26 protein-coding genes are annotated in these 23,554 nt (G+C 60.6%); 10 read left to right on the forward strand and 16 right to left on the reverse strand.

The window, feature by feature from the left end; all coding sequences use genetic code 11:
• Positions 1-45: 45 nt before the first annotated feature.
• Positions 46-699, reverse strand: coding sequence for a thiopurine S-methyltransferase (locus ACLEJR_RS02435; RefSeq protein ID WP_440811942.1), 654 nt, complete (start codon positions 697-699; stop codon positions 46-48).
• A gap of 103 nt (positions 700-802) precedes the next feature.
• On the opposite strand from ACLEJR_RS02435, the gene ACLEJR_RS02440 reads away from it, so the two are divergent.
• Complete coding sequence (locus ACLEJR_RS02440) at positions 803-1,570, forward strand: DODA-type extradiol aromatic ring-opening family dioxygenase (RefSeq protein ID WP_440811945.1); 768 nt, start codon at positions 803-805, stop codon at positions 1,568-1,570.
• 200 nt (positions 1,571-1,770) lie between these two features.
• On the opposite strand, the gene ACLEJR_RS02445 is transcribed toward ACLEJR_RS02440, so the two are convergent.
• Together ACLEJR_RS02445 and ACLEJR_RS02450 are read right to left on the reverse strand one after the other, a co-directional pair.
• Complete coding sequence (locus ACLEJR_RS02445; protein ID WP_440797119.1) at positions 1,771-3,444, reverse strand: DEAD/DEAH box helicase; 1,674 nt, start codon at positions 3,442-3,444, stop codon at positions 1,771-1,773.
• A gap of 495 nt (positions 3,445-3,939) precedes the next feature.
• Positions 3,940-4,695: a spermidine synthase gene (locus tag ACLEJR_RS02450; RefSeq protein WP_440811947.1), complete on the reverse strand. Its 756-nt coding sequence runs from the start codon at positions 4,693-4,695 to the stop codon at positions 3,940-3,942.
• Positions 4,696-4,838: 143 nt separating this feature from the next.
• Here ACLEJR_RS02450 and ACLEJR_RS02455 point away from each other — a divergent pair, with 143 nt between their 5' ends.
• A complete protein-coding gene (locus ACLEJR_RS02455; protein ID WP_440797115.1) occupies positions 4,839-6,185 on the forward strand; it encodes a class II 3-deoxy-7-phosphoheptulonate synthase in 1,347 nt (448 codons plus the stop codon).
• A 175-nt stretch (positions 6,186-6,360) separates the two neighbouring features.
• Here ACLEJR_RS02455 and ACLEJR_RS02460 read toward each other — a convergent pair whose 3' ends face one another.
• Both ACLEJR_RS02460 and ACLEJR_RS02465 read right to left on the reverse strand, forming a co-directional pair.
• Positions 6,361-7,590: a winged helix-turn-helix domain-containing protein gene (locus tag ACLEJR_RS02460; RefSeq protein ID WP_440811949.1), complete on the reverse strand. Its 1,230-nt coding sequence runs from the start codon at positions 7,588-7,590 to the stop codon at positions 6,361-6,363.
• Between the two features lie 64 nt (positions 7,591-7,654).
• A complete protein-coding gene (locus ACLEJR_RS02465) occupies positions 7,655-7,876 on the reverse strand; it encodes a DUF1127 domain-containing protein (RefSeq protein ID WP_440797111.1) in 222 nt (73 codons plus the stop codon).
• Positions 7,877-7,973: 97 nt separating this feature from the next.
• Between ACLEJR_RS02465 and ACLEJR_RS02470 the strand changes: the two genes are divergently transcribed.
• The gene (locus ACLEJR_RS02470; RefSeq protein ID WP_027912697.1) at positions 7,974-8,828 is read left to right on the forward strand and encodes a LysR substrate-binding domain-containing protein; all 855 of its coding nucleotides are present in this window, start codon (positions 7,974-7,976) and stop codon (positions 8,826-8,828) included.
• Here ACLEJR_RS02470 and ACLEJR_RS02475 read toward each other — a convergent pair.
• Positions 8,818-9,552 carry a sulfite exporter TauE/SafE family protein gene (locus ACLEJR_RS02475; RefSeq protein ID WP_440797300.1) on the reverse strand — a complete coding sequence of 245 codons (735 nt, stop codon included), beginning with the start codon at positions 9,550-9,552 and terminating at the stop codon, positions 8,818-8,820. The two genes, ACLEJR_RS02470 and ACLEJR_RS02475, sit on opposite strands and share 11 nt — an antisense overlap.
• Before the next feature lie 160 nt (positions 9,553-9,712).
• Between ACLEJR_RS02475 and ACLEJR_RS02480 the strand changes: the two genes are divergently transcribed.
• From ACLEJR_RS02480 to ACLEJR_RS02490, 3 genes are all read left to right on the forward strand, one after another.
• On the forward strand, positions 9,713-10,174 hold the full coding sequence (locus tag ACLEJR_RS02480) for a MarR family winged helix-turn-helix transcriptional regulator (RefSeq protein WP_440797109.1): 462 nt from the start codon (positions 9,713-9,715) through the stop codon (positions 10,172-10,174).
• A 404-nt stretch (positions 10,175-10,578) separates the two neighbouring features.
• On the forward strand, positions 10,579-10,998 hold the full coding sequence (locus ACLEJR_RS02485) for an organic hydroperoxide resistance protein (RefSeq protein ID WP_440811951.1): 420 nt from the start codon (positions 10,579-10,581) through the stop codon (positions 10,996-10,998).
• A gap of 35 nt (positions 10,999-11,033) precedes the next feature.
• Positions 11,034-12,047, forward strand: coding sequence for an alpha/beta hydrolase (locus tag ACLEJR_RS02490; RefSeq protein ID WP_440811954.1), 1,014 nt, complete (start codon positions 11,034-11,036; stop codon positions 12,045-12,047).
• 151 nt (positions 12,048-12,198) lie between these two features.
• Here ACLEJR_RS02490 and ACLEJR_RS02495 read toward each other — a convergent pair whose 3' ends face one another.
• On the reverse strand, positions 12,199-12,768 hold the full coding sequence (locus ACLEJR_RS02495) for an elongation factor P (protein WP_003226785.1): 570 nt from the start codon (positions 12,766-12,768) through the stop codon (positions 12,199-12,201).
• 48 nt (positions 12,769-12,816) lie between these two features.
• Positions 12,817-13,950, reverse strand: coding sequence for an elongation factor P maturation arginine rhamnosyltransferase EarP (gene earP, locus ACLEJR_RS02500; protein ID WP_440811956.1), 1,134 nt, complete (start codon positions 13,948-13,950; stop codon positions 12,817-12,819).
• Between the two features lie 120 nt (positions 13,951-14,070).
• Here earP and ACLEJR_RS02505 point away from each other — a divergent pair, with 120 nt between their 5' ends.
• Both ACLEJR_RS02505 and ACLEJR_RS02510 read left to right on the forward strand, forming a co-directional pair.
• The gene (locus ACLEJR_RS02505) at positions 14,071-14,457 is read left to right on the forward strand and encodes a hypothetical protein (protein WP_440811958.1); all 387 of its coding nucleotides are present in this window, start codon (positions 14,071-14,073) and stop codon (positions 14,455-14,457) included.
• A 2-nt stretch (positions 14,458-14,459) separates the two neighbouring features.
• Positions 14,460-14,942: a GreA/GreB family elongation factor gene (locus ACLEJR_RS02510; protein ID WP_440811961.1), complete on the forward strand. Its 483-nt coding sequence runs from the start codon at positions 14,460-14,462 to the stop codon at positions 14,940-14,942.
• A 6-nt stretch (positions 14,943-14,948) separates the two neighbouring features.
• Here ACLEJR_RS02510 and cysB read toward each other — a convergent pair whose 3' ends face one another.
• From cysB to ACLEJR_RS02530, 4 genes are all read right to left on the reverse strand, one after another.
• On the reverse strand, positions 14,949-15,923 hold the full coding sequence (gene cysB / locus ACLEJR_RS02515; RefSeq protein ID WP_440797100.1) for an HTH-type transcriptional regulator CysB: 975 nt from the start codon (positions 15,921-15,923) through the stop codon (positions 14,949-14,951).
• 109 nt (positions 15,924-16,032) lie between these two features.
• Positions 16,033-16,533, reverse strand: coding sequence for a universal stress protein (locus tag ACLEJR_RS02520; RefSeq protein WP_245144436.1), 501 nt, complete (start codon positions 16,531-16,533; stop codon positions 16,033-16,035).
• Positions 16,534-16,629: 96 nt separating this feature from the next.
• Complete coding sequence (locus ACLEJR_RS02525) at positions 16,630-17,535, reverse strand: 5'-nucleotidase (protein WP_440797098.1); 906 nt, start codon at positions 17,533-17,535, stop codon at positions 16,630-16,632.
• Between the two features lie 18 nt (positions 17,536-17,553).
• Complete coding sequence (locus tag ACLEJR_RS02530) at positions 17,554-18,507, reverse strand: putative 2-dehydropantoate 2-reductase (protein WP_440811963.1); 954 nt, start codon at positions 18,505-18,507, stop codon at positions 17,554-17,556.
• Positions 18,508-18,833: 326 nt separating this feature from the next.
• On the opposite strand from ACLEJR_RS02530, the gene ACLEJR_RS02535 reads away from it, so the two are divergent.
• The gene (locus ACLEJR_RS02535) at positions 18,834-19,910 is read left to right on the forward strand and encodes a 3-deoxy-7-phosphoheptulonate synthase (RefSeq protein WP_440797094.1); all 1,077 of its coding nucleotides are present in this window, start codon (positions 18,834-18,836) and stop codon (positions 19,908-19,910) included.
• 68 nt (positions 19,911-19,978) lie between these two features.
• On the opposite strand, the gene ACLEJR_RS02540 is transcribed toward ACLEJR_RS02535, so the two are convergent.
• The gene (locus ACLEJR_RS02540; RefSeq protein WP_003183779.1) at positions 19,979-20,260 is read right to left on the reverse strand and encodes a GNAT family N-acetyltransferase; all 282 of its coding nucleotides are present in this window, start codon (positions 20,258-20,260) and stop codon (positions 19,979-19,981) included.
• 634 nt (positions 20,261-20,894) lie between these two features.
• Between ACLEJR_RS02540 and oprI the strand changes: the two genes are divergently transcribed.
• Complete coding sequence (oprI, locus tag ACLEJR_RS02545; protein WP_025113130.1) at positions 20,895-21,146, forward strand: outer membrane lipoprotei OprI; 252 nt, start codon at positions 20,895-20,897, stop codon at positions 21,144-21,146.
• Between the two features lie 122 nt (positions 21,147-21,268).
• Here oprI and ACLEJR_RS02550 read toward each other — a convergent pair whose 3' ends face one another.
• The 3 genes from ACLEJR_RS02550 to ACLEJR_RS02560 form a co-directional block, all read right to left on the reverse strand.
• Complete coding sequence (locus tag ACLEJR_RS02550) at positions 21,269-22,243, reverse strand: L,D-transpeptidase family protein (RefSeq protein WP_440795549.1); 975 nt, start codon at positions 22,241-22,243, stop codon at positions 21,269-21,271.
• Positions 22,244-22,597: 354 nt separating this feature from the next.
• Positions 22,598-22,891 carry a hypothetical protein gene (locus ACLEJR_RS02555; protein WP_042728326.1) on the reverse strand — a complete coding sequence of 98 codons (294 nt, stop codon included), beginning with the start codon at positions 22,889-22,891 and terminating at the stop codon, positions 22,598-22,600.
• A 56-nt stretch (positions 22,892-22,947) separates the two neighbouring features.
• The gene (locus ACLEJR_RS02560) at positions 22,948-23,553 is read right to left on the reverse strand and encodes an arylesterase (protein WP_440795551.1); all 606 of its coding nucleotides are present in this window, start codon (positions 23,551-23,553) and stop codon (positions 22,948-22,950) included.
• Between the last annotated feature and the right edge of the window lies 1 nt (position 23,554).

Here is a 23,554-nt window from a genome sequence, read left to right on the forward strand (position 1 = left end):
AGTGTGGAAGCGAGCCTGCTCGCGATAAAGCCATTGCAGACCACGTCAATAACCGGAAACCCGATAAACCCGCTCATCCAGCCGGGTCACCCCGGCCTGCAAAAACTTCCAGCTTTCCCCTAGCACATCCTGCTCCTGCAAGACCTCCAGCTGCCAATTGCCCCCCAACAACCGCTGCACCTCGGCATCATCCACGGCAAAAGGCGGGCCGGGCATTTCGGCCTGGTCGTAATCCAGGGTAATCAGCAGCCCGACGCAGCCTGGCAGGATCGCCTGCAAATGCGCTGCATACCGCTCACGCATCGGCATGGGCAAGGCGATCAACGCGGCACGGTCATACAGTGCCACGCAGTCGGCCACTTCCTGCGGACTGAGGGCAAAGAAATCTCCGCAACGAATTTCGATGTTTTCGGCGCGAAAGACCTTGAATGCGCCCTCCTCACTGATGCTGGGCTGCAGTTGATGCTCCTGGAAAAAATCCGCAGCGGCTTTTTCCGACAATTCCACGCCAAGCACTGAATACCCCTGCCGGGCCAGCCACAACAGGTCCAGGCTCTTACCACACAACGGCACCAACACCCGACTGCCCTGCGCCAGACCCAGTTGCGGCCAAAACCGTTGCAGATAGGGGTTCACCTCGGGCAAATGAAAGCCGATCTGATTCGATGACCAACGCTTATGCCAAAACTCGGGTTCCATGATTCGCTCCAAAAAATCGATCAAACCGGGCTAAAACATGTATTAGATTTAGATGATTGACCTGACGGAAGATGGCGACATCTTAACGCTCTGGAGTCCTTTCATGCTGCCCAGCCTGTTCATCTCCCACGGCTCACCGATGCTCGCCCTGGAGCCCGGCGCCAGCGGCCCGGCGCTGGCTCGCCTGGCCGCGCAACTGCCCAGGCCCAAGTCTATCGTCATCGTGTCCGCCCACTGGGAAAGTGACGAGCTGTTGGTCAGTGCCAACCCGCGACCCCGCACCTGGCACGACTTCGCAGGTTTTCCACCGGCCCTGTATGCGGTGCAATACCCCGCGCCGGGTGATCCGGACCTGGCCGCGCAAGTGAGCGAGCAGCTCAATGCCGCACGCTTGCCGGCGCGCCTCGACCATCAGCGACCGTCCGACCACGGCGTCTGGGTGCCTTTATCCCTGATGTATCCCGAAGCCGATATCCCGGTGGTCCAGGTGTCGCTGCCCAGTCGCCACGGCCCGGCATTACAGACGCAAGTCGGCCAGGCCCTGGCGAGTCTGCGCGAGCAAGGTATCCTGCTGATCGGCTCCGGCAGCATCACCCACAACCTGCGCGACCTGGACTGGAACGCCGACCCCGAAAGCATCGAGCCCTGGGCCAAGGCTTTTCGCGATTGGATGGTCGAGAAACTGGCGGCGGATGATGGACCGGCACTGCATGACTACCGTCGCCAGGCCCCCAATGCCGTGCGCAGCCATCCCAGCGACGAGCACCTGTTGCCGCTGTATTTCGCCCGTGGGGCCGGCGGGTTATTCAGCGTGGCTCATCAAGGTTTCACGATGGGGGCGTTGGGAATGGACATCTATCGGTTCGATTGAGGGTGGACCGAATCGCCTTGATCGCGAGCAGGCTCGCTCCCACAGGGAATTTGTAAGCGCCATAGATCCGGTGTGGGGCGCGAGCCTGCTCGCGAATGAAACAACGCCGATCACCCTGAAAGCCCGCAAACCAACAGGCAAAAAAAATCCCCGAACCAGTCGGGGATTTTTCATGCTCGATCAATCAGCCCGGAGGCCGATCAGTCTTCGCGATAGCGACGCAGCTTGAGTTGCTTGCCGGCTACGCGGGTGTCCTTGAGCTTGGCCAGCAACTTCTCCAGGCCATCTTCCGGCAGCTCCACGAGGCTGAAGCTGTCACGCACCTGGATGCGACCGATGGCTTCACGCGCCAGGCCACCCTCGTTGAGGATGGCGCCCAGCAGGTTCTTGGCGGCGATACCGTCACGGGCGCCCAGCGCAGTACGGCAGCGAGCCCGACCTTCGGCCAGCGGGATCGGTGCACGACGCTCGCGATCACCACGGTCCGGACGATCACCGCTGCGCTCAGGACGATCGCCACGCGGTGTGCTGTTCGGCACCAGCGGACGCTCTTTCTCGATTGCCGCCAGGTTCAGCGCCTGACCGTTGGTGGCCTTGCGCAGCAGGGCAGCGGCCAGGGCACGTGGGGAGCAGCCGATGTCGGCGGTCAGGCGATCAAGCAGATCACCGTGGGTCGATTCGGCGTCGGCCACCAGCGGCGACAGGCTGTTAGTCAGTTTCTTGATGCGTGCATCCAGAACAGCTTGCGCGTCCGGCAGACGAACTTCGGCGACTCGCTGGCCGGTCACACGTTCGATCACTTGCAGCATGCGACGCTCACGCGGGGTGACCAGCAGCAGGGCACGACCTTCGCGACCGGCGCGGCCGGTACGACCGATACGGTGAACGTAGGATTCCGGATCGTACGGCATGTCCACGTTGAATACGTGGGTGATGCGCGGAACGTCCAGGCCACGGGCCGCGACGTCGGTCGCCACAACGATGTCCAGACGGCCATCCTTGAGGGAGTCGATAACGCGCTCACGCTGGTTCTGGGCGATGTCACCGTTCAACGCAGCGGCCTTGTAGCCTTTGGCTTCCAGGGCGCTGGCCAGGTCCAGGGTCGCTTGCTTGGTGCGCACGAACATGATCAGCGCGTCGAAATCCTCGACTTCCAGCAGGCTCAGTACGGCAGAGGTCTTCTGGTCGGCGTGGACCAGCAGGTGAGCCTGCTCGATCGCAGTGACGGTCTGGGTCTTGCTCTGGATCTTGACGTGTTTCGGGTCTTTCAAGTGACGCTCGGCGATCGCACGGATCGACTGCGGCAAGGTGGCCGAGAACAGTACGGTCTGACGGGTTTCAGGCATGGCCTTGAAGATGACTTCCAGGTCATCCATGAAGCCCAGCTTGAGCATTTCGTCCGCCTCGTCCAGAACCAGGTGGTTCACGGTGGCAAGGACTTTTTCGTCGCGACGCAGGTGGTCGCACAGACGGCCCGGGGTGGCGACAACGATCTGTGCGCCATTACGGATTGCTTTCAGTTGCGGGCCCATCGGCGCGCCGCCGTAGACAGCCACAACAGTCACGCCTGGCATCTGCTTGGCGTAGGTTTCGAAAGCGGTTGCAACTTGCAGCGCCAACTCACGGGTTGGGGCCAGGATCAGAGCTTGCGGCTCGCGCTTGGACGGATCAATGCGGTGCAGGATCGGCAGGGCGAACGCGGCGGTCTTACCCGTACCGGTTTGCGCCTGACCAATCATATCGTGACCGGCGAGAATGATCGGGATCGACTGCTGCTGAATGGCCGAAGGCTCTTCATAGCCGGTAGCGACTACTGCAGCGACAATATTGGGATGAAGTTCAAGAGCGGCGAAGCCGCCGATTTCCTGGGTCATGGGTCTGCCTCTAAGTGCATCCGCAAAGACCCATGCTCCAAAGCTGCGCATGCCGTGTTGAGACTCAAGAGTCGCCCTGGCAGCTTTGTCGGCGGGGATTTGCGAAAACGAATGAATGAAAAAGAACGTCAGGAAGCATCCGTTGTGCGGACATGCAACCGAAGCTGACTTCGGAAATTGCGCTACCTTGACGCGGCCCGGCTAAAGGCCGGCGCGCACTATACCGGAATTCGGTCAAAAAGGGAGCTTTTTTTACAGTGGCTAAATCGGTTCACCCTGGGTAACGAAGGTTCGCCACAGCGTCTCTGTCACACCCGAAACCCGTGGCGAGGGAGCTTGCTCCCGCTTGGCTGCACCGCAGACGTCTTGAACCAGGCTCAGTACCGAAGGGGGACGCTTCGCGCCCCAGCGGGAGCAAGCACCCTCGCCACAAGAGCACAAGAGCATAAGAGCACAAGACAGGACAGTGCCCTCGGGCCTGCATTGTTCACCCAGTCAAGTCGCCGGCCGAATCGCCTTGATCAACGGCAACAACGAATACCCCAGTCGCGGCGCCAGCCCTTCGGCCCGCGTGATCAATCCGTCCATGTCCAGCGCCTGGTCCAGGTCGGACGGCACGATCAGGATCACGTTGCCCTCCTTCACCGGCAGCTCCCAATAGTGCCGGTGATACAAACCGCGCAACAGCGCAGCCCCCAAGGGCTTGCCGTCGTCGGTGGCCCATTGGTTGATGACCAGCCAGCCGCCGGGATTGAGGCGCTTCTGGCAATCTTCAAGGAAACCCCAGGCCAGGTGCCCGACACCTGGGCCGACATCGGTATAGAGGTCGACGAAAATCAGGTCCGCAGGTTCGGCGGTTCTCAGCAGTTCAAGGGCATCGCCGATGCGGATGTACAGTCGCGGATCGTCGTCCAGCCCCAGGTATTCGATGGCCAGGCGCGGCACGTCGGGGCGCAACTCGATGGCTTCGACGTCTTCCAGCGGCAGGAACTTGAGACAGGCCTGGGTCAGCGTCCCGGCGCCGAGCCCGAGGAACAGCGCGCTCTCCGGCTGTTCGTGACACAACGCACCGATCAACATGGCGCGGGTGTAGTCGTATTCAAGCCAGCTCGGATCAGCGGTGAACACGCAGCTCTGCTCGATGGCATCGCCGAACTCAAGAAACCGGTAGTCGGACACTTCGAAGACTCGGATCATGCCGAACTCGTCATGCACCTCGGCGAGCAGATGCTCGACGCGCTCCTCTGTCATTTCAACTCCTGGTGCAGCCGGACGGCTGCGACAACGCGCAGAACCTGGGCAAAAGTGTGATTGTCCGCGAAGCGACGCAAGCAGGTCACGCACTAATTTGCTGCTAACATGGCCGTCCGAGCGTAAACCACCTAGAGATCATGATGAGCCAACCCTGGAGCCCTGACAGCTGGCGCGCCCTGCCGATCCAGCAACAACCTTGCTACCCCGACGCAGCCCACCTGTTGCAGGTGGAGCAAACCCTGGCCAGTTATCCGCCACTGGTGTTTGCCGGTGAAGCGCGGGAGTTGCGCCGTCAGTTCGCCGAGGTGACCCAGGGTCGCGCTTTCCTGCTGCAAGGCGGCGACTGCGCCGAGAGCTTTGCCGAGTTCTCGGCGGCGAAGATCCGGGACACCTTTAAAGTGTTGCTGCAAATGGCGATTGTCATGACCTTCGCCGCCGGCTGCCCGGTGGTCAAGGTCGGGCGCATGGCCGGTCAATTCGCCAAGCCGCGCTCGGCCAACGACGAAACCATCGACGGCGTGACCCTGCCGGCCTATCGGGGCGACATCGTCAACGGCATCGGCTTCGACGAAAAAAGCCGGATACCGGACCCCGAACGGCTGCTGCAGTCGTACCATCAATCCACCGCGACCCTGAACCTGCTGCGTGCGTTCGCCCAGGGCGGGTTTGCCGATCTGCACCAGGTGCACAAGTGGAACCTGGATTTCATCGCCAACTCGGCCCTGGCGGAAAAATACAGCCATCTGGCCGACCGCATCGATGAAACCCTGGCGTTCATGCGTGCCTGCGGCATGGACAGCTCGCCGCAACTGCGTGAAACCAGTTTCTTTACCGCCCACGAAGCGTTGCTGCTCAATTACGAAGAAGCCTTCGTACGCCGCGACAGCCTGACCAACGACTACTACGACTGCTCGGCCCATATGCTCTGGATCGGCGACCGTACCCGCCAGCTGGACGGTGCCCATGTCGAATTCCTGCGCGGGGTGAACAACCCGATCGGCGTCAAGGTCGGGCCTACCATGGACCCTGACGACTTGATCCGCCTGATCGATGTACTCAACCCGGACAACGATCCGGGCCGCCTGAACCTGATTGCGCGGATGGGGGCCAACAAAGTTGCCGAGCACCTGCCACCGCTGTTGCGGGCCGTGCAGCGCGAGGGCAAGCAGGTGCTGTGGAGCTCGGACCCGATGCACGGCAACACCATCAAGGCCAGCAGCGGTTACAAGACACGGGATTTCGCGCAGATCCTCGGCGAGGTGAAGCAGTTCTTCCAGGCCCACGAAGCCGAAGGCACCTACGCGGGCGGTATTCACATCGAAATGACCGGGCAGAACGTCACCGAATGCATCGGCGGCGCCCGGCCGATCACCGAGGACGGACTGTCCGACCGCTACCATACCCACTGTGATCCACGGATGAATGCCGATCAGTCGTTGGAACTGGCGTTTCTGATTGCCGAGACGCTGAAGCAGGTGAGGCGGTGAGTCAGCGGACTTTGTAGCGCCTGTAAAGCCCTCATCGCGAGCAGGCTCGCTCCCACAGTGACCGCGTCGTGCGCAGGTCCTGTGTTCCCAGATCCACTGTGGGAGCAGTCGTGCTCAGGTCTTGCGTTCCCCAGCGATCCACTGTGGGAGCGAGCCTGCTCGCGATGGCGTCAGTTCAGTCACCTCCGATCCGGGCCAACGCCCCAGCCAGCCGGACCCCGCCCTCGCGCCGGCAATTAAGCTGCACCCGCGCCAGCCCCAACCAATCAGCCATGCGCCGCAGGTTCAGCGCCAAGGCCTGCAACCCCTCCTCGTCCAGCCCCGGCGCTTCCTCGTGTACGGCATGTATCGCCAGCCGCCTCTGGGCCCGCTCCGCCCGCACGTCGACGCGTGCCGCGATGCGCTCGTTGTGCAGGAACGGCAGGACGTAATAGCCGTAAACCCGTTTGTGAGCCGGGGTGTAGATCTCCAGGCGATAGCGGAAGTCGAACAACCGCTCGGTGCGGCTGCGCTCCCATACCAGCGAGTCGAATGGCGACAGCAAGGCACTGGCCGCCACCTTGCGCGGGATTTTCACGCCGGGACGGCACCAGGCCGGTTGCTTCCAGCCCTGGACCTCGCAGCGCAGCAATTCACCGGCCTCCTCCAGCTCAGCCAGACGTGCGCGACTGTCAGCCGGTTCGAGGCGAAAATAGTCGCGCAGGTCCTTCTCTGTCCCCACGCCCAAGGCCTCGGCGGCATGAAGCAACAAACCGCGCTGGGCCTGGGCTTCGTCCGGCAGGACTTGTTGCAGGGCAGCGACCGGCAACACCCGTTCCGGCAAGTCGTAGAGCCGCTCGAACCCCCGGCGCCCCGCCACGGTGACTTCACCCGCAGCGAACAGCCATTCGAGGGCATGTTTTTCGGCACTCCAATCCCACCATGGCCCGGCCTTTTCCTGGCGAGTGGACAAGCTGCCCGCCCCCAGCGCACCCTGCTCGCGGACCGCAGCCAGGACCCGATGAATGACATCCTGCCGCTCCTGGCCGAACCGCGCCAATTGCTGGTAGATCCCCTCGCCACGCGACGCACGCTGCATACGCCAGCGCATCAACGGATACATGGACAGGGGCAGCAACGACGCTTCGTGTCCCCAATACTCGAACAGCGTTCGACGTCGCCCCTGGCTCCAGGCCGCTTGATCGAGCAGATCGGGGTTGTAATGACCGAGACGGGAAAACAGCGGGAGGTAATGCGAGCGCACCAGCGCATTGACGGAATCAATCTGCACCACGCCCAGGCGTTCGATCAGGCGATTGACATGCGTCGATTGCACCGAAGCCGGCGGTGACCGCCCATTGAATCCTTGGGAGACCAGCGCCAGACGCCGGGCCTGTTTGAGGGTAAAGGACAGAGTCGCGGGCATGGAGATCTCCTTGTCTGCTCGCAACCTACCTCACCAATAAGGGGTTTGTGTAGGGAAGGATGGCTCATTTGTGCATCGGGTCATCCCAGAATGGCCGAACCACTTCCCGTTCTACGTCGGCACGGCTGACGCCGATATCCTTGAGCGCCTCATCGCTCATTCCGGCCAGCAGTTCACGTTCGTGGTGCAATTCGTACCAGCGGCTAAACTTATGCAGCAGGCCACTGATCGAAAAGCTGTGGGACGAGAGTTTGTCTATCAGTAGATAACCTTTTTGACCTTTCATCGTGATGTCCTCCGTTGGGGATGGCTCAAGTCTCTCGCCAACGTTAAGATCAATCCAACGAATGTTTCTTATGCAATACATCTCGGAGATTGATCAATTGTCGAGTTACCCGAGTATCGATACGGAAGTGCTGCGTACCTTCGTCGCCATCGCCGACCAGGGCGGATTTACTCGGGCCGGCGAACTGGTCAATCGCACCCAGTCGGCTGTCAGCATGCAGATGAAGCGGCTGGAAGAGGATGTATTGCAGCGGCGGCTGTTCGAACGCGACGGGCGTCAGGTCAAGCTCACCGCCGAAGGCCAGGTCTTGCTGGGTTACGCCCGGCGGATCCTCAAGCTGCACAGTGAGGTGTTCAATACCCTGCGCGAGCCGCACATGGTCGGCACGGTGCGCATCGGCACGCCGGACGATTATGTGATGCGTTTTCTACCGGGGATCCTGCAGCGCTTTGCCCAGTTCTACCCCTTGATCGAAATTGAAGTGCACTGCGAATCGTCCAAGCAATTGTTGCTGCGCCAGGATCTTGATCTGTCCATCGTTACCCGCAAACCGGGGGACGAGATCGGCCAGTTGTTGCGCAAGGAGCGCTTTGTATGGGCGGAAGCCGCCTGCTTCAATGTCCATGAACAAACACCGCTGCCGCTGGCGATGTTCAACAGTGATTGCTTCTGCCGGCAATGGGCCTGTAATGCGCTGGATGCCATGGGCCGCGATTATCGCGTGGCATATAACAGCTCCAGCCTGTCGGCGCTGATGGCCGTAGTGGGCGCCGGTCTAGCCATCACCGCACAGCTGGAAAGCCTGCTGACCCCGGACATGCGCGTACTGGGCGAGGCCGAAGACCTGCCGGAACTGCCCGAGGCCAGCATCATGCTGATCCGCAACTTGCACAACCCATCGCCGATCACCGAGTGCCTGGCCGAGCACATCGTTGAAGGCTTCAAACTTTAAGAGCGAGCATCACCGCACACAGCACCAGGAAACCGCAGAACAGCCCACGCAACAGCCTCTCCGGCAACGCATGGGCAACTTTTACCCCCCAGCTGATACTCAGCAGCCCACCGACGGCCAGTGGCAGGCCGATGCTCCAGTCCACTTCATGGTGAAAGGCATAGGTGGCGAGGGTCACGCCGGTGCTGGGCAAGGCCAGCGCCAGGGACAGCCCTTGGGCCACCACTTGTGTGGTGCCGAACAGGCTGGTCAGGATCGGCGTCGCGACCACGGCCCCGCCGACACCGAACAGACCGCCCATGGTTCCCGACGCCGCCCCCAGCACAGCCAGCCATGGCCAGCCATAACGCATCTGCGCCGAAGGTGGCGTGGTGGCGGCGAACATTCGGACCAGGTTGTAGAGCGTCAGCACAATCAGGAACGCCACGAAGCCCAGGCGCATGCTCTGCGCATCGATCCCCACGGCCCAGATCGAGCCAAGCCAGGCGAAGCAGAACCCCATGGAAGCCAGTGGCAGCACATGGCGCATCTCGATGCGATTGCGCTGGTGGTAGCGCCACAACGCGAGCATCACATTGGGCACAACCATGACCAGCGCAGTCCCCTGGGCCATCTGCTGGTCGAGGCCGAACCATACCCCCAACACCGGAATTGCAATCAGCCCCCCGCCGATGCCGAACAATCCCCCCAACGTGCCCAACAAGGCACCAAACGCCACAAACACCAGACTCTCGATCACAGACAATTCCCCTTCACCAAGGCGTCTATCCTACGCATTCCGGGCAATTGGGGAAATGCAACTTCGGTTCGGGACGTCAGAATTATCTGGCGCATTAAAGATTCGCCCGCTAGATTTGTAGTGTTCACTGAATGAAGGTTTTGCCATGAGTACCCAGCGCGACACCCCCGAAGCCTGCGCAGCCCTGCTGCTCGATAACCAGGTCTGCTTCGCCCTGCATTCCACGTCCCTGATGATGACCAAGGTCTACAAGCCGCTGCTACAGGCCCTGGGTCTGACGTATCCGCAATACCTGGCGATGATGGTGTTGTGGGAAACCGACGGTTTGACCGTCGGTGAAATCAGCGCCCGCCTGCTCACCGACCCCGGCTCGTTGACTCCATTGCTCAAGCGCCTGGAGGCCGAGGGCCTGCTCAGCCGCACCCGCAGCCGGGAAGACGAGCGCGTGGTGATTGTCGAACTCACTGCAAAAGGCCGCGCCTTACGCGAAAAGGCCCTCGACATTCCCCAATGCATCCTCGCCGCCAGCGGCCAGACCCTGGAACAGCTGAAAAAACTCCAAGAGGACCTGCAGACACTGCGCGGGCATTTGCAAGAGAGCCTCTGATTGCGCATCCACTGCTATCGTCGGCGATCCAATGTGGGAGCGAGCCTGCTCGCGAGAGGCCGTCACATCCACCGTCTTCATTGACTGACCCACCGCCATCGCGAGCAGGCTCGCTCCCACAGGTACCAAGCCAGCCTGGATCCCGTCAACACGAGTAACCATTGTGGAAGCGAGCCTGCTCGCAATGGCGCCAGTCCGGTCCCAAGAAGCAATCACCAATCCGAAAAATTTTTCCCCTCCAGAACGGCTCTAAATCAAGGGTCACAGCCACGTCGCCTGCATTTTTCTAAAAAAACCCAAAAATTTATCTTGCGCACAAAACATTAGCGCTATACATTCTCTTCACACCTACTTAGCGCGCAAACATTTAGCGCAAAAAACCAACCAGAAACGAGGCTCTCATCATGCAAACTCTCTACACCGCAATCGCAACTTCCACTGGTGGCCGCGACGGTCGTGCGATCTCCAGCGACAACATCCTCGACGTCAAGCTCGCCACGCCCAAGGAACTGGGTGGTGCAGGCGGTGCAGCGACCAACCCTGAGCAACTGTTCGCCGCTGGTTACTCGGCCTGCTTCATCGGTGCGTTGAAATTCGTCGCCGGCCAGAGCAAGCGCAAGATCCCAGACGACGCCTCGATTACTGCCCATGTCGGCATCGGCCAGATCCCTGGCGGCTTCGGCCTCGACATCGATTTGCACATCAGCCTGCCGGGCCTCGAACAGGCCGACGCGCAAAGTCTGGTGGAGGCGGCTCACCAAGTCTGCCCGTACTCCAACGCCACCCGCGGCAATGTCGATGTGCGCCTGCACGTAACCGTCTGAATCAGCGACCCGAATTCGAACTCAAGGAGAAACTCATGAAAAAGCTCAGCAAAGTCCTGACCGGCACCCTTCTGGCCCTCAGCGTCGGCAGCGCCTTCGCCGATAACATCGTGGAACACAATACCCAGGCGTTTCTCGATGCACTGAACGCCGGGACCGGCAAGCCGTTGGAACAGCTCTCGCCCAAGGATGCTCGCGCCGTTCTGGTCGGCGCCCAGGCGGGCGTGAAACTGACCTTGCCCAAGGCCGACGTCAGCGAGAAGACTATCCAGGTCGACGGTCAGCCGATCAGCCTGACGATCGTCCGCCCGGCCGGGGTCAAAGGTGAGCTGCCCGTGTTCATGTTCTTCCACGGCGGTGGCTGGGTACTGGGGGACTTCCCGACCCACGAACGCCTGGTTCGGGATCTGGTGGCAGGCTCCGGCGCCGTCGCGGTATTCGTCAACTACACACCGTCACCCGAGGCGCATTACCCGGTGGCGATCAACCAGGCCTACGCGGCAACGAAATGGGTGGCCGAGCACGGCAAGCAGATCAACGTCGACGGCAAGCGCCTGGCGGTCGTGGGCAATAGTGTCGGCGGCAACATGGCGGCGGTCGTGGCGCTGATGGCCAAGGACAAAGGGACCCCGGCGATCCGTTTCCAGGCCCTGCTGTGGCCGGTAACCGACGCCAGTTTCGAGACGGCGTCCTACAACCAGTTCGCCGAAGGGCACTTCCTCAGCAAGAACATGATGAAGTGGTTCTGGGACAACTACACCACCGATGCCGGGCAACGCAACGAGATCTACGCTTCGCCATTGCGCGCCAGCACCGCCCAGCTCAAGGGCCTGCCGCCTGCGCTGGTACAGACTGCCGAAGCCGATGTGTTGCGTGACGAGGGTGAAGCCTATGCTCGCAAGCTCGACGCCGCCGGGGTTCCGGTCACCGCAGTGCGCTACAACGGCATGATCCACGACTACGGGCTGCTCAACGTGGTCAGCCAAGTACCGGCGGTACGTTCGGCGATGTTGCAGGTGTCCGAAGAGCTTAAACAGCACTTGAAGTGATGGGACCAGCCGCAACCTTCGTGGCGAGGGAGCTTGCTCCCGCTGGGCTGCGCAGCAGACCTAATCCACAGGGTTCACGGCCAATGATCCAGACAGCAGCAATGAAAAAGCCCGACTCAATGGTCGGGCTTTTTCATACACAAGACTTCGCTTATTTAGCGCGGCCTTTGTAGGAACCGCCTTCGCGGGTATCGATTTCGATCATGTCGCCGATTTCGATGAAGTCAGCCACCGACAGCTCGGTGCCGTTCTTCAGTTTGGCAGGTTTCATGACCTTGCCGGAAGTGTCGCCACGAGCAGAACCTTCGGTGTAGTCAACCTGACGCACGATGGTGGTCGGCAGCTCTACGGAAACCAGGCGCTCTTCGAAGAACACGGCTTCGCAGACGTCGGTCATGCCTTCTTCAACGAAAGGCAGAACGCTTTCGATGTCTTCGGCGTTCAGTTCGTACATGGTGTAGTCGGTGGTGTCCATGAACGTGTAGGTGTCGCCGCTGATGAAGGACAGGGTCGCTTCCTTGCGGTCGAGGATCACGTCGTCCAGTTTGTCGTCCGCACCGTAGACGGTTTCGGTCTTGTAGCCGGTCAGCAGGTTTTTCAGCTTGGTCTTCATGATCGCGCTGTTACGACCCGACTTGGTGAATTCAGCTTTCTGAACCAGCCAAGGATCGTTGTCGATACGAATCACTGTACCGGGTTTGAGTTCTTTACCAGTTTTCATTGCGAATATCCGAATTTGGATGGGATTGACAAAAATCTAGGCCGCGTATCATATCCAATTTACATAAAACTTCACCAGCGCCGCGGCAAGATCCGGCCGTGAGGCCTGTTCCAGACACCACGCCCGGGCATGTTCGGCCAGTTCCGGTCCCTGTTGGCGCGCAGCTTTCCAGTGTTCGGTCATGTCCTGCCCGGCATTCCAGGCCCGCCAGAGACCGTTGATCGCTTTTTGCGTTGCGTCCGGAAGCTCTCGGGTGTAGAGCCCGAGAAACGCCTCGAGCTTTTCCAGGTGAACGTCTTCTTCCTGCTGATAAATGTGCCAGAGCATCGGCCGGCCCGCCCATTGAGCCCGTACGAAAGAGTCTTCGCCACGCACCGCGTTGAAATCGCAGCACCACAGCAACTGGTCGTATTGGTCCTGCCGGATGAACGGCAGCACCTGGACCGTGAGACCGCCACGCCGATGCACCGCTCCGGCCTTCAGGTCAGCGACTCCGAGCCAGCGCTCCACGTCCCCCAGCACCCGCCCTTCCGGAACCAGCACGTGAAATTTTTCGCCGTTCGTCGACATCGCGTCGAACCAGCTGGCCAGACCGGCATTTTCATAGGCGAACAGCGAAATCAAGTACGTATCCGACGCTCGCTCAACGTCCAACCCCTGCAGGAAATGTCGCTGCGCCTCGGCATCCTGCTGAAATTCCCTACAGCGCTCAAGAAGCCCAGCCTCACGCAGCAAACCACCCGTCCCTTCCTGGAAGCCCGGGAAAAAAAAGTACTTCTGCACATGTTTGTATTTGACCGAAGGCAAGCCATGACAGCCCACTACCCAGTCCTCGGCGCTCAGATAGTCGAGGTTCATCCACAGTGGCGTCGTCTGGCGTTCAGCCATTGCGTCCATGTAGGCAGCAGGCAGTTGGCAGGCGAACGCGGCAATCACCACATCCGCAGCGTCGGTGGCCGGCCAGGTCTGAGGCCAATGCCGCACCTGCACACCCTGCTGCCATTGCTCCTCAAGACTGACATCGATTTGCGGGCACAGCCGTTCGAAAGCCCGCAGGTCATCCACCCACAGTCGCACCGCGCAATGATGTTCGGCCACCAGCTGCCGGGCCAGGCGCCAGGTGACACCAATGTCGCCATAGTTATCGACGACGGTGCAAAATATATCCCAGCGCACGGTCATTCCTGACTCCTGATGGCAAATGTCCGATTGTCCCGAATAAACCGGTGATGCAGAAGAGCCGACGGCGATTAATCTTCATGCGACAATCAGGCCTGCCCACGAGCCTGCCAGGAAGCAGCCATGCCCGATCACTCACCTGCCCCACGCCTTACCGCCCTGAAGTTGACCCTCAGCATTGCCCTGGGCCTGTGGCTGGGATTCCTCGCCATCGTGCTGAGTGGTTGGCTGCTGTCCAGATTCCTACTCAACGAACAACTGGCCCCGGTAGCCGCCGCCGTCCACCAACTGGCGCAACCCCCCGCAGTGCAACCGCCACCCGAAGCGCCGACACCGATGTTCGAACAATACCAGCAGAACCTGCAGAGGAACGAACAGCACCAGGCTCTCGACCAAGCTCGCAACAACCCGCGCAACCTGTCCAATCCCAAGTGCCAGTTCTGGTTGCAGCAGGACCAGAACGCTCCCAGCGAAAAAAGCCGCGCCAACGTTTTGCAGTTCTGTGAATGAACATGAACAAACAGACCGTCCACCAGTTGATCCTCGACAAGCTCAGGATTGACCTCGATATCGCCGAACGCGCCGCCCAGACCGCGTACGAAACCGCGACCCACGAAGAAAACATCGCCGAGAACAAATATGACACCCTGGGCCTCGAAGCGTCTTACCTGGCCGCCGGCCAGGCCCGGCGGGTTGAAGAAATCCGTCAGGCCCTGGCGCAGTGCCAGAACCTGACGCTGCGGCCTTACGACGCGCAGCGCGGCATCCAGGTCGGCACATTGATCGGTCTGGAGGACGAGAACGGTCGCGAACAATGGTTGTTCCTGGGACCGGACGCGGCGGGACTGAAGGTCTCGCTGGTGGGGCAACCGGTCACCGTCATCACCCCCCGCTCGCCGCTGGGCCGAGGCTTGCTGGGTAAATTCGAGGGGGATGAAGTGGAGATCGTCGTGGCGGGGGCCCGGCAACAGTTCGCTGTCACCGAAGCCATTTAGAAAGGTTTAGTGCACGGGCAGTTCGACACCGTCGAACAGCTCTTCGAGCTCTTGTTTGTTGTGGCACTGGATGGCCTTGGCCATGACATCCCGGGTCAGGTGCGGCGCGAATTTCTCGATGAAATCGCACATGAAGCCGCGCAGGAAAGTACCGCGACGGAAGCCGATCTTGGTCACGCTGGACTCGAACAACTCGCTGGCATCGAGCACCACCAGGTCATTGTCGAGCTTGGTATCGACAGCCATCTTCGCCACGATCCCCACGCCCAGTCCCAGGCGAACATAAGTCTTGATCACGTCGGCGTCGGCGGCGGTGAACACCACTTTCGGCGTCAGGCCACGGTGGCTGAATGCCTCGTCGAGCTTCGAACGACCGGTGAAACCGAATACGTAAGTCACGATCGGGTATTCGGCCAGGGCTTCGAGGGTCAGCTTCGGCAGCTTGGTCAACGGGTGGCCTTGGGGCACCACCACGCAGCGGTTCCAGCGATAGCACGGCATCATCACCAGATCCCCGAACAGCTCCAGGGCCTCGGTGGCGATGGCGAAATCCACCGTGCCGTCGGCTGCCATTTCGGCGATCTGCATCGGTGAGCCCTGATGCATGTGCAGCGCCACGTCCGGATATTGCTTGATGAAATTGCTGATCACCGGAGGCAATGCGTAGCGGGCCTGGGTGTGAGTCGTGGCGATCGACAGGGTGCCTTTCTTCTCGTTGGAGAACTCCTGGGCGATCTGCTTGATGCTTTCGACCTTGCGCAGGATCTCGCCAGCCGTGGTGATGATGCGCTCACCGGCGGGGGTCACGCGGGTCAGGTGCTTGCCACTGCGGGCGAAAACCTCGACGCCCAGCTCATCTTCCAACAGGCGGATCTGCTTGCTGATGCCGGGTTGCGATGTGTAAAGGCTTTGAGCAGTAGCGGAAACGTTGAGGTCGTGGTGCGCCACTTCCCAGATGTAGCGCAGTTGTTGAAGCTTCATATGTATCCCTCAAAGCAGTTGGACGCCACGGCATCAGCGGCGGTATATAACTATATGGAAGGTTCGAGCAAGAAATCTAGAACTTTTTATAGAATGCCATCATTTTGCTTCAAACCTCGCCCTGGCGGCGGCGCTGTACCAGCGGCACCAGGTAGACCGGCACACGGGATAACTGCAATACCCGCGCGGCGGTCCTGCCCAGCGGAGTTTCACCGCTGGCCCCCTGACAATGACTGCCTACGATCAGTAAATCGACGGAGAGTTTCGCAGCCTGTTCCAGAATGACCTGGGACGGATCACCCTGGTACACCCTGACCGACTTGATCAATTGCAGATCCTGCTGCCCTTCCCCCAGCTCTTCGCGAAAGCTGTCGAGCACTCGGTGCTCGATATTGGCCATCACCGTATTCAGACCCTGGCGATGAAATTCGTTCAACGCCTGCTCGTCGAGATAGCTTTGCAACACCGACTCGGCGAACAGCCCCATCGGTTCTACCGCATGCACCACATACAACTCGGCTTTAAACGTCCGTGCCAACGCCAAGGCATGCTGCATCACATACGGGGCGTAGAGCCCCAGGTCTGTGGCGTACAGCATCGAACGAATCATGTGACCTCCTCGCGTGCCAGAATGGCGGAGATTGATTCAGCTTAGCAGCGCCTCGGCGAGCGCGACGTGCGGCTTGAGGTCTCGGACCAAGGGCGGTCAGGGGGTCACTTCGTTGCTGATGCCATGGGGCACGTGACCGGTGGCAACTACCTCGCGGGCCAGTTCACAGTGACCGGTCTGGTCATCGAAAAACACATCGGCGGCGAACGCTTCGAGGAATGCCGATTTGGCCAGGCCGCCGAGAAACAAGGATTCATCCAGGCGAATATCCCACTCACGCAAGGTCCGGATGACCCGCTCGTGGGCCGGCGCCGAACGCGCCGTCACCAGCGCTGTGCGGATGGGGCAGGCGTCTTCGGGAAACTCCCGCTGCAGCGCATTGAGCGCCGCAAGGAAGCCTTTGAACGGCCCGCCTCGCAGCGGCTCGCGTGCGGCCTGACGCTCGTTGGCCTGGAACGCAGCCAGGCCACCCGCCTGGTAGACACGCTCCGACTCATCGGAAAACAGCACTGCATCGCCATCGAAGGCAATGCGCAATTCGTCGCTGGCGGCACGGCTGGCCCCACCCGACAGAATGGTCGCGGCGGCAAACCCGGCGTCCAGGGCGCTGCGCACGTCCTCGGCGTGGGTGGATAAAAACAGATCGCAGCCAAATGCCTTGAGATACGGATACGGGCTGCGACCGCCGACGAACGCGGCCCGCGAGATCGCCAGGCCGTAATGATGGATCGAGTTGAAGACCCGCAGGCCGGTATCGGCGCTGTTGCGCGAAACCAGGATCACCTCGACCCGGGCCCGCCCCAGATGCTCGTTGAGGTTCAAGAGTTTCTGCACCAGGGCAAACGCGTCCCCGGGCGCCAGCACCTCGTCCTCATGCTCGATCTGGTACTGCCGATAGGCCTCGACGCCACTCGATAGATACACCTTGTGGCTTTCGCTCAGGTCGAACAGCGCCCGCGAGGAAATCGCCAGCACCAGTTTGTCGTCAATGTTATTTGCCATGCTTGCTCCTTCACCCGCTTAGCAATTACGTCGATCCAGGAATTGCAACGCCTGATACAGGGCTTCAATTCTCGGCAAGGCACAGCCCGCCGCCCTCGCCGCAGCCAGTGGCCGGCCGTAAATGGCCTCCAGCTCCAGCGCACGCTTGTGGGAATAATCGTGATACATGCTCGGCCAGTAATCCGGCATTTTCTCGGTCATCGTAAACAGATACCCGGCGTAGCCCGGCGCGATGTGATGCCCGCAAGCCTGCGCCCCAAGCACCACCTCCTCCATCAGCGCCTGGATCAATCCACGGCTGTGCTCGTCGGTCATCAATGGGGTGGTGCTGGCACCGAGCAGGACCGACAGGCCGTTGTAGGGCACGTTCCACACCAGCTTCTGCCAGCGGGCCTGTTGCAGGTCGGGCATGGCCTGGGAATCGATGCCGGCACTGCGAAACAGTGACGCCGCTGCCTCGACAATCTCCATGCGCGAGGCTTGATCGTCGCAAGGCCCGCTGTGGTATCCAATGTTGACCGCTCCGAGCGCCTGATGGGTGATGACGCCAGGACCGACCCGATGCACACAGACCAGGCACAAGCCGCCCAGCAGGTGCAGGGAGTCAGGCAGCAACGGCCGCAGTTGCTCCTCGACATCCAGGCCGTTCTGCAGCAACAGGACTTTTGCGCCGTCCGCTGCGGCCTGGATGATGGCTGGCGCAAGATCGGCATTGCTGGTGGTCTTGGCACCGACCAGCAGCCAGCCACAGGGTGGCATGTCCGCCGCCGAACGATAGGCCTGGACCGGCTTGAGGCTCAACGCACCATGGACCGCGCTGTCGACCTGCAAGCCGTTTTCGGCCACGGCGCCGAATTCACTGCGCAACAGAAAGTGCACGTCGAAACCGGCGCGTGCCAGCATCACGCCGTAGAACCCGCCGATGGCCCCGGTTCCGATCATTGCGATCCGCGGTTTTACGTCTGCCTGCATCTTGCCACTCCTCTGGAAAACGACCCGGGCACATCATTACATGGCAGCCTTACGGTCAGGAGATTTAACCCTCTTTGTGGGAGCAAGGCTTGGCCGCGATGCGGACGATGTGGTCCCTCTGGGGACAATGCGACTGTGTCGCGAGCGAGCTTTGCTCCCACGGCTCAGCACAGATAAGCCCCAGGTCACAAAGAACGCAGTGCCTGCCCATTGTCGAGCAACCTCGTAACGCGATAAGGTTCGGCTCCCCGACGCGCTTAAATCCGCTGTGCACCGCCGCGCGGGGATCGCTGGCGGCCGGCACCCGTGACCTGACGAGTAACACGATGGCTGATTTACCGATCAATGACCTTAACGTCGCCTCCAACGAGACCCTCATCACGCCTGACCAGCTCAAGCGCGATATCCCCCTGAGCGACGCTGCCCTGCGCACCGTGACCAAGGGCCGGGAAGTCATCCGCAACATTCTCGACGGCACCGACCACCGCCTGTTCGTGGTCATCGGGCCCTGCTCGATCCATGACATCAAGGCCGCCCACGAGTACGCCGAACGCCTGAAAGTGCTGGCTGCGGAAGTCTCCGACACCCTGTACCTGGTGATGCGAGTGTATTTCGAGAAGCCGCGGACCACCGTCGGCTGGAAAGGCCTGATCAACGACCCTTACCTGGACGACTCCTTCAAGATCCAGGACGGCCTGCACATCGGTCGCCAGCTGCTTCTGGACCTGGCGGAAATGGGCCTGCCCACCGCGACCGAAGCCCTGGACCCGATCTCCCCGCAATACTTGCAGGACCTGATCAGCTGGTCGGCCATCGGCGCGCGCACCACCGAATCCCAGACCCACCGCGAAATGGCCTCCGGCCTGTCGTCGGCAGTGGGCTTCAAGAACGGCACCGATGGTGGCCTCACCGTCGCCATCAACGCCTTGCAGTCGGTGTCCAGCCCTCACCGGTTCCTGGGCATCAACCAGGAAGGCGGCGTGTCGATCGTCACCACCAAGGGCAATGCCTACGGTCACGTCGTATTGCGCGGCGGCAATGGCAAGCCGAACTACGATTCAGTCAGCGTCGCACTGTGCGAGCAAGCGTTGAACAAGGCCAAGATCAAGCCGAACATCATGGTCGATTGCAGCCACGCCAACTCCAACAAGGACCCGGCGCTACAACCATTGGTCATGGAGAACGTGGCCAACCAGATCCTGGAAGGCAACCAGTCGATTATCGGCCTGATGGTCGAAAGCCACCTGAACTGGGGCTGCCAGGCGATCCCGAAAGACCTCGCCGACTTGCAGTACGGCGTGTCCATCACCGATGCCTGCATCGACTGGAGCGCGACCGAGACCACCCTGCGCAGCATGCACGCCAAGCTCAAGGACGTGCTGCCCAAGCGTCAGCGCAGCTGATCGCTTTCTTCGCCGCAAAAAAAAAGCCGGGCTTGTCAGCCCGGCGTTTTTTTGTGGAATCCGTTTTATCAGAGCTTCGCCGCGTGCCGCTGATGGCGTTCCATGTAGCGCTCTACGTAGGAGCAGGACGGGATCACGGTGTAGCCCATCTCTTCGGCGTACTGCAGCGCCCGTTCGGTCAGGGCCGCCGCGATGCCCCTGCCGCGCAAGGCGTTGGGCACGAAGGTACGATAGATATCCAGGGTCTGCTTGCCCAGGTCCATATAGGTCAGATAGGCACGATGACCGTCCACATTGGTCTCGAACTGATGACCAGCCTGGTCATGGTGGATGGACAACGCCTCGCTCATCACTACTCCTCGCGGGTCTTTATACTGACCCCTACCTTACCGATGTTTTTCCGGCGAAGGAACATCTACGCCACCCCGTGCCTTCCTGGTCACCGAGCGCCAAAACCCGAACCGCTCAAACCCGAGCACGTCGTGAATAGTAGGCACCAATGACGCAAATGCTCAAGAGCACGCCTGTCTTCGAGCGGCTGACCTCGTCGGATTTATCGGTCAAGGGCCATCGTCGCGCTGCAAGCGGCCACGGTGCAATAGCTGAACATCGCCAGTTGTTGAGTCTGAGACGAGCAACGGTAGTTAAAGTCACCGCCTACAGCAATAAAAGATGCCTTCAAGGTTGCGCAAAAAACGTACAAAAGTATAGGCAAATCAATAAACAGCGACACTAGCGGGCGATGAAGAGTTCCATTAGGCTGCGGAACTTTTCCGCGTCTGCACGCTCCATTCACGGGCTGCGGCTGTATATTTTTTAAACAACACTAAGAAAAGTTGCTTGAAAAAGAATCACCGCCTACAATTTTTTTGCTTCTTGCGCTACGTCAGTTTACTTACTACAAGTAATGGGTAGTATGTACGCCGGCTAACTCTCCAGTCTGGAGAGACAGTCACTAATAGAAAGTCCTTGAAGGGGAACACGATGAACAACGTTCTGAAATTCTCTGCTCTGGCCCTGGCCGCAGTTCTGGCTACCGGTTGCAGCAGCGCATCGAAAGAAACCGAAGCACGTCTGACTGCTACCGAAGACGCAGCAGCTCGCGCCCAAGCTCGTGCAGACGAAGCCTACCGTAAAGCTGATGAAGCTCTGGCTGCTGCTCAAAAAGCACAACAGACTGCTGACGAAGCTAACGAGCGCGCTCTGCGTATGCTGGACAAAGCTAGCCGCAAGTAATAATCCCTCGGGATTGTTATCGAGCCGACCCATTGCTGGGTCGGCTTTTTATTGCCCGGCTTTCCCCCAGGCAATAAAAAACCCGTCGGCGTCGCGAAACGCCGACGGGTTGTTTGAGACGGTTACTGGGGCAGGTCGACCGACGGCGCGCTCGAGACCATCGGAGCCGAGGTATTCGGAACGGCGACCTCTACCGGCAGGCCGTCTTCGGCAGCCACCACATCCCGCACCACATCCCAGTTCATGCGCAGGTTGCTGGTGATGTCCTCACGCTTGAGCATCGCATTGATCACTGCGGTGTGCTTGTCCACCACCGATGGGTTGCCCTTGTCGTCCACCGGGGTGTGGGCTTCCAGGTAAACCTTGCCACCGCTCAAGCCCAGCTTGTAAGGATCATTGATGATCCGCACCGGCGTCCCCACTGGCACCATGCTGGCCATTTCCAGCACGTTGTTGTTGAACATGCGGAAACAGCCATGGCTGGTGCGCATACCGATGCCGAACTTCTTGTTCGACCCGTGGATGAGATAACCCGGGGTACCCAGGGTGAACTTGAACGGACCCAGCGGGTTATCAGGCCCGGCCGGCACCACGCTCGGCAGAATGTCGCCGTCGGCGGCATGTTCGGCCCGGATTGACGCTGGCGGAGTCCAGGTCGGGTTCGGCGTCTTGGCGATAATACTGGTGCGAGCGATTGGCGACCCCCAGCCTTCACGACCAATCCCCAGCGGGAACGTGTAAACCACGTTTCGCCCCTTGGGGAAATAGTAGAGACGATACTCGGCAAGGTTGATCACGATTCCTTCGCGCGGGCCCGGTGGCAGGATGAAACGGGTCGGCAACACAATCTCCGTGCCGGCGCCCGGCAGCCACGGGTCGACACCCGGGTTGGCGGCGACCATCTCGGTATATCCCAGGTCATAGGTCGTACCCAGGTCGGCGAAAGTGTCTTCGTATTTGGCCTTGATGACCTGCACCTGGCCGACTATGTCTTCACCCGGCGGCGGCAGGGGCAGCTCCAGTGCTGCAACGGGACCCGCCATACACAGGGCGGCTAGAGACAGGCAGCGGGCGACGGCAGGCAAGCGCGGCAACATCCGGGAAATCCTTCGCAGGTCGAACAGAGGTATGAAGACGACGATTGTACACCGCAGCCTGTTATTTCGGGGAGGGCGACGATGGCGTGTCCGATGTGCAGCAACTTTGAACAGCCTGCGCAATGGACCGGGCGCGCCCAGAAGTGGCATCCACCACAAATCCCCCGTGGAAGCACAATGCTGCGCCACTTGAGGCCTGTCGATTCACTGTGGCGAGGGAGCTTGCTCCCGCTGGGCTGCGTAGCAGCCCCCAACGCTTGGGACCGCTGCGCGCTCCAGCGGGAGCAAGCTCCCTCGCCACGGATTTAGTGACATCTTGAGTGAACAGCATTATCTGTGGGAGCGGCTTGGTGATTACAACTCGAACCGCAATTCCGGCCAGATCGGCGAGGTGCCACGTTTCTGGGATTCGAGGATCGCCCGGCACAACGAGCAAAGCCGATGGTCCTGGAAAATCCGTCGATCGACGCTCGACCAACGCGGCTGGGCCGGCAAGAGGCTGCCGCAGAGGGTCCGGTCAGCCGAGCCGCCGAGCTCCAACTGCCGCGTCACCAGGTGTACCCGTACTTCCTGGCAGGCGAACAGATCCAGCTGTTCGTCAGGCTCGATCAGTTGGTAGGCAAACAGGGACCAGGCAGGACGCGGCATCGGGGGCTCCAAATCGGGGGCGCCACATTAGCCGAAAGCCTGCCGCTAGAAAAGCGTCAAAGCAGCGGTTTGAGCGTCGGCCAGACATTTTCCAGCAACTTGCCCTGGGCGGCAACGGACGGGTGCAATCCGTCGCCTTGCATCATCCCCGGAATGCCCCCGACATCCTTGAGGAAAAACGGCACCAACGGCACGTCCTTCTCCTCGGCCAGGGTGCTGTAGACCTTGGCAAACGCATCGGTGTAGCGCCGCCCGTAATTGGGGGGCAACTGCATCCCCAACAGCAATACCTTGGCACCGCTGGCGCGGGAGCTGTCGATCATCGCTGCAAGGTTTTGTTGCAATTGTGTTGGCGGCTGTCCGCGCAAGCCATCGTTGCCTCCCAACTCGAGGATCACCAGGTCCGGCTTATGGGCTGCAAGCAGCGCTGGCAGCCGCGCCTGGCCTCCGGCACTGGTGTCGCCACTGATGGACGCATTGACCACCTTATCGTCAAAACCCTCGGCCTTGAGCCGTTGTTCGAGCAACGACACCCAGCCTTGCCGGGTATCCAGGCCGAAAGCCGCGCTGATACTATCGCCAACGATCAGGACTGTACCCGCCGCTGCGTTCTGGACCATGCACATCAAGGCCAGGCCGGCACTCAAAAACCACACACGCATC

Origin of the sequence: Pseudomonas sp. SMN5, from assembly GCF_052041925.1 — a bacterium.
Lineage (GTDB): Bacteria > Pseudomonadota > Gammaproteobacteria > Pseudomonadales > Pseudomonadaceae > Aquipseudomonas.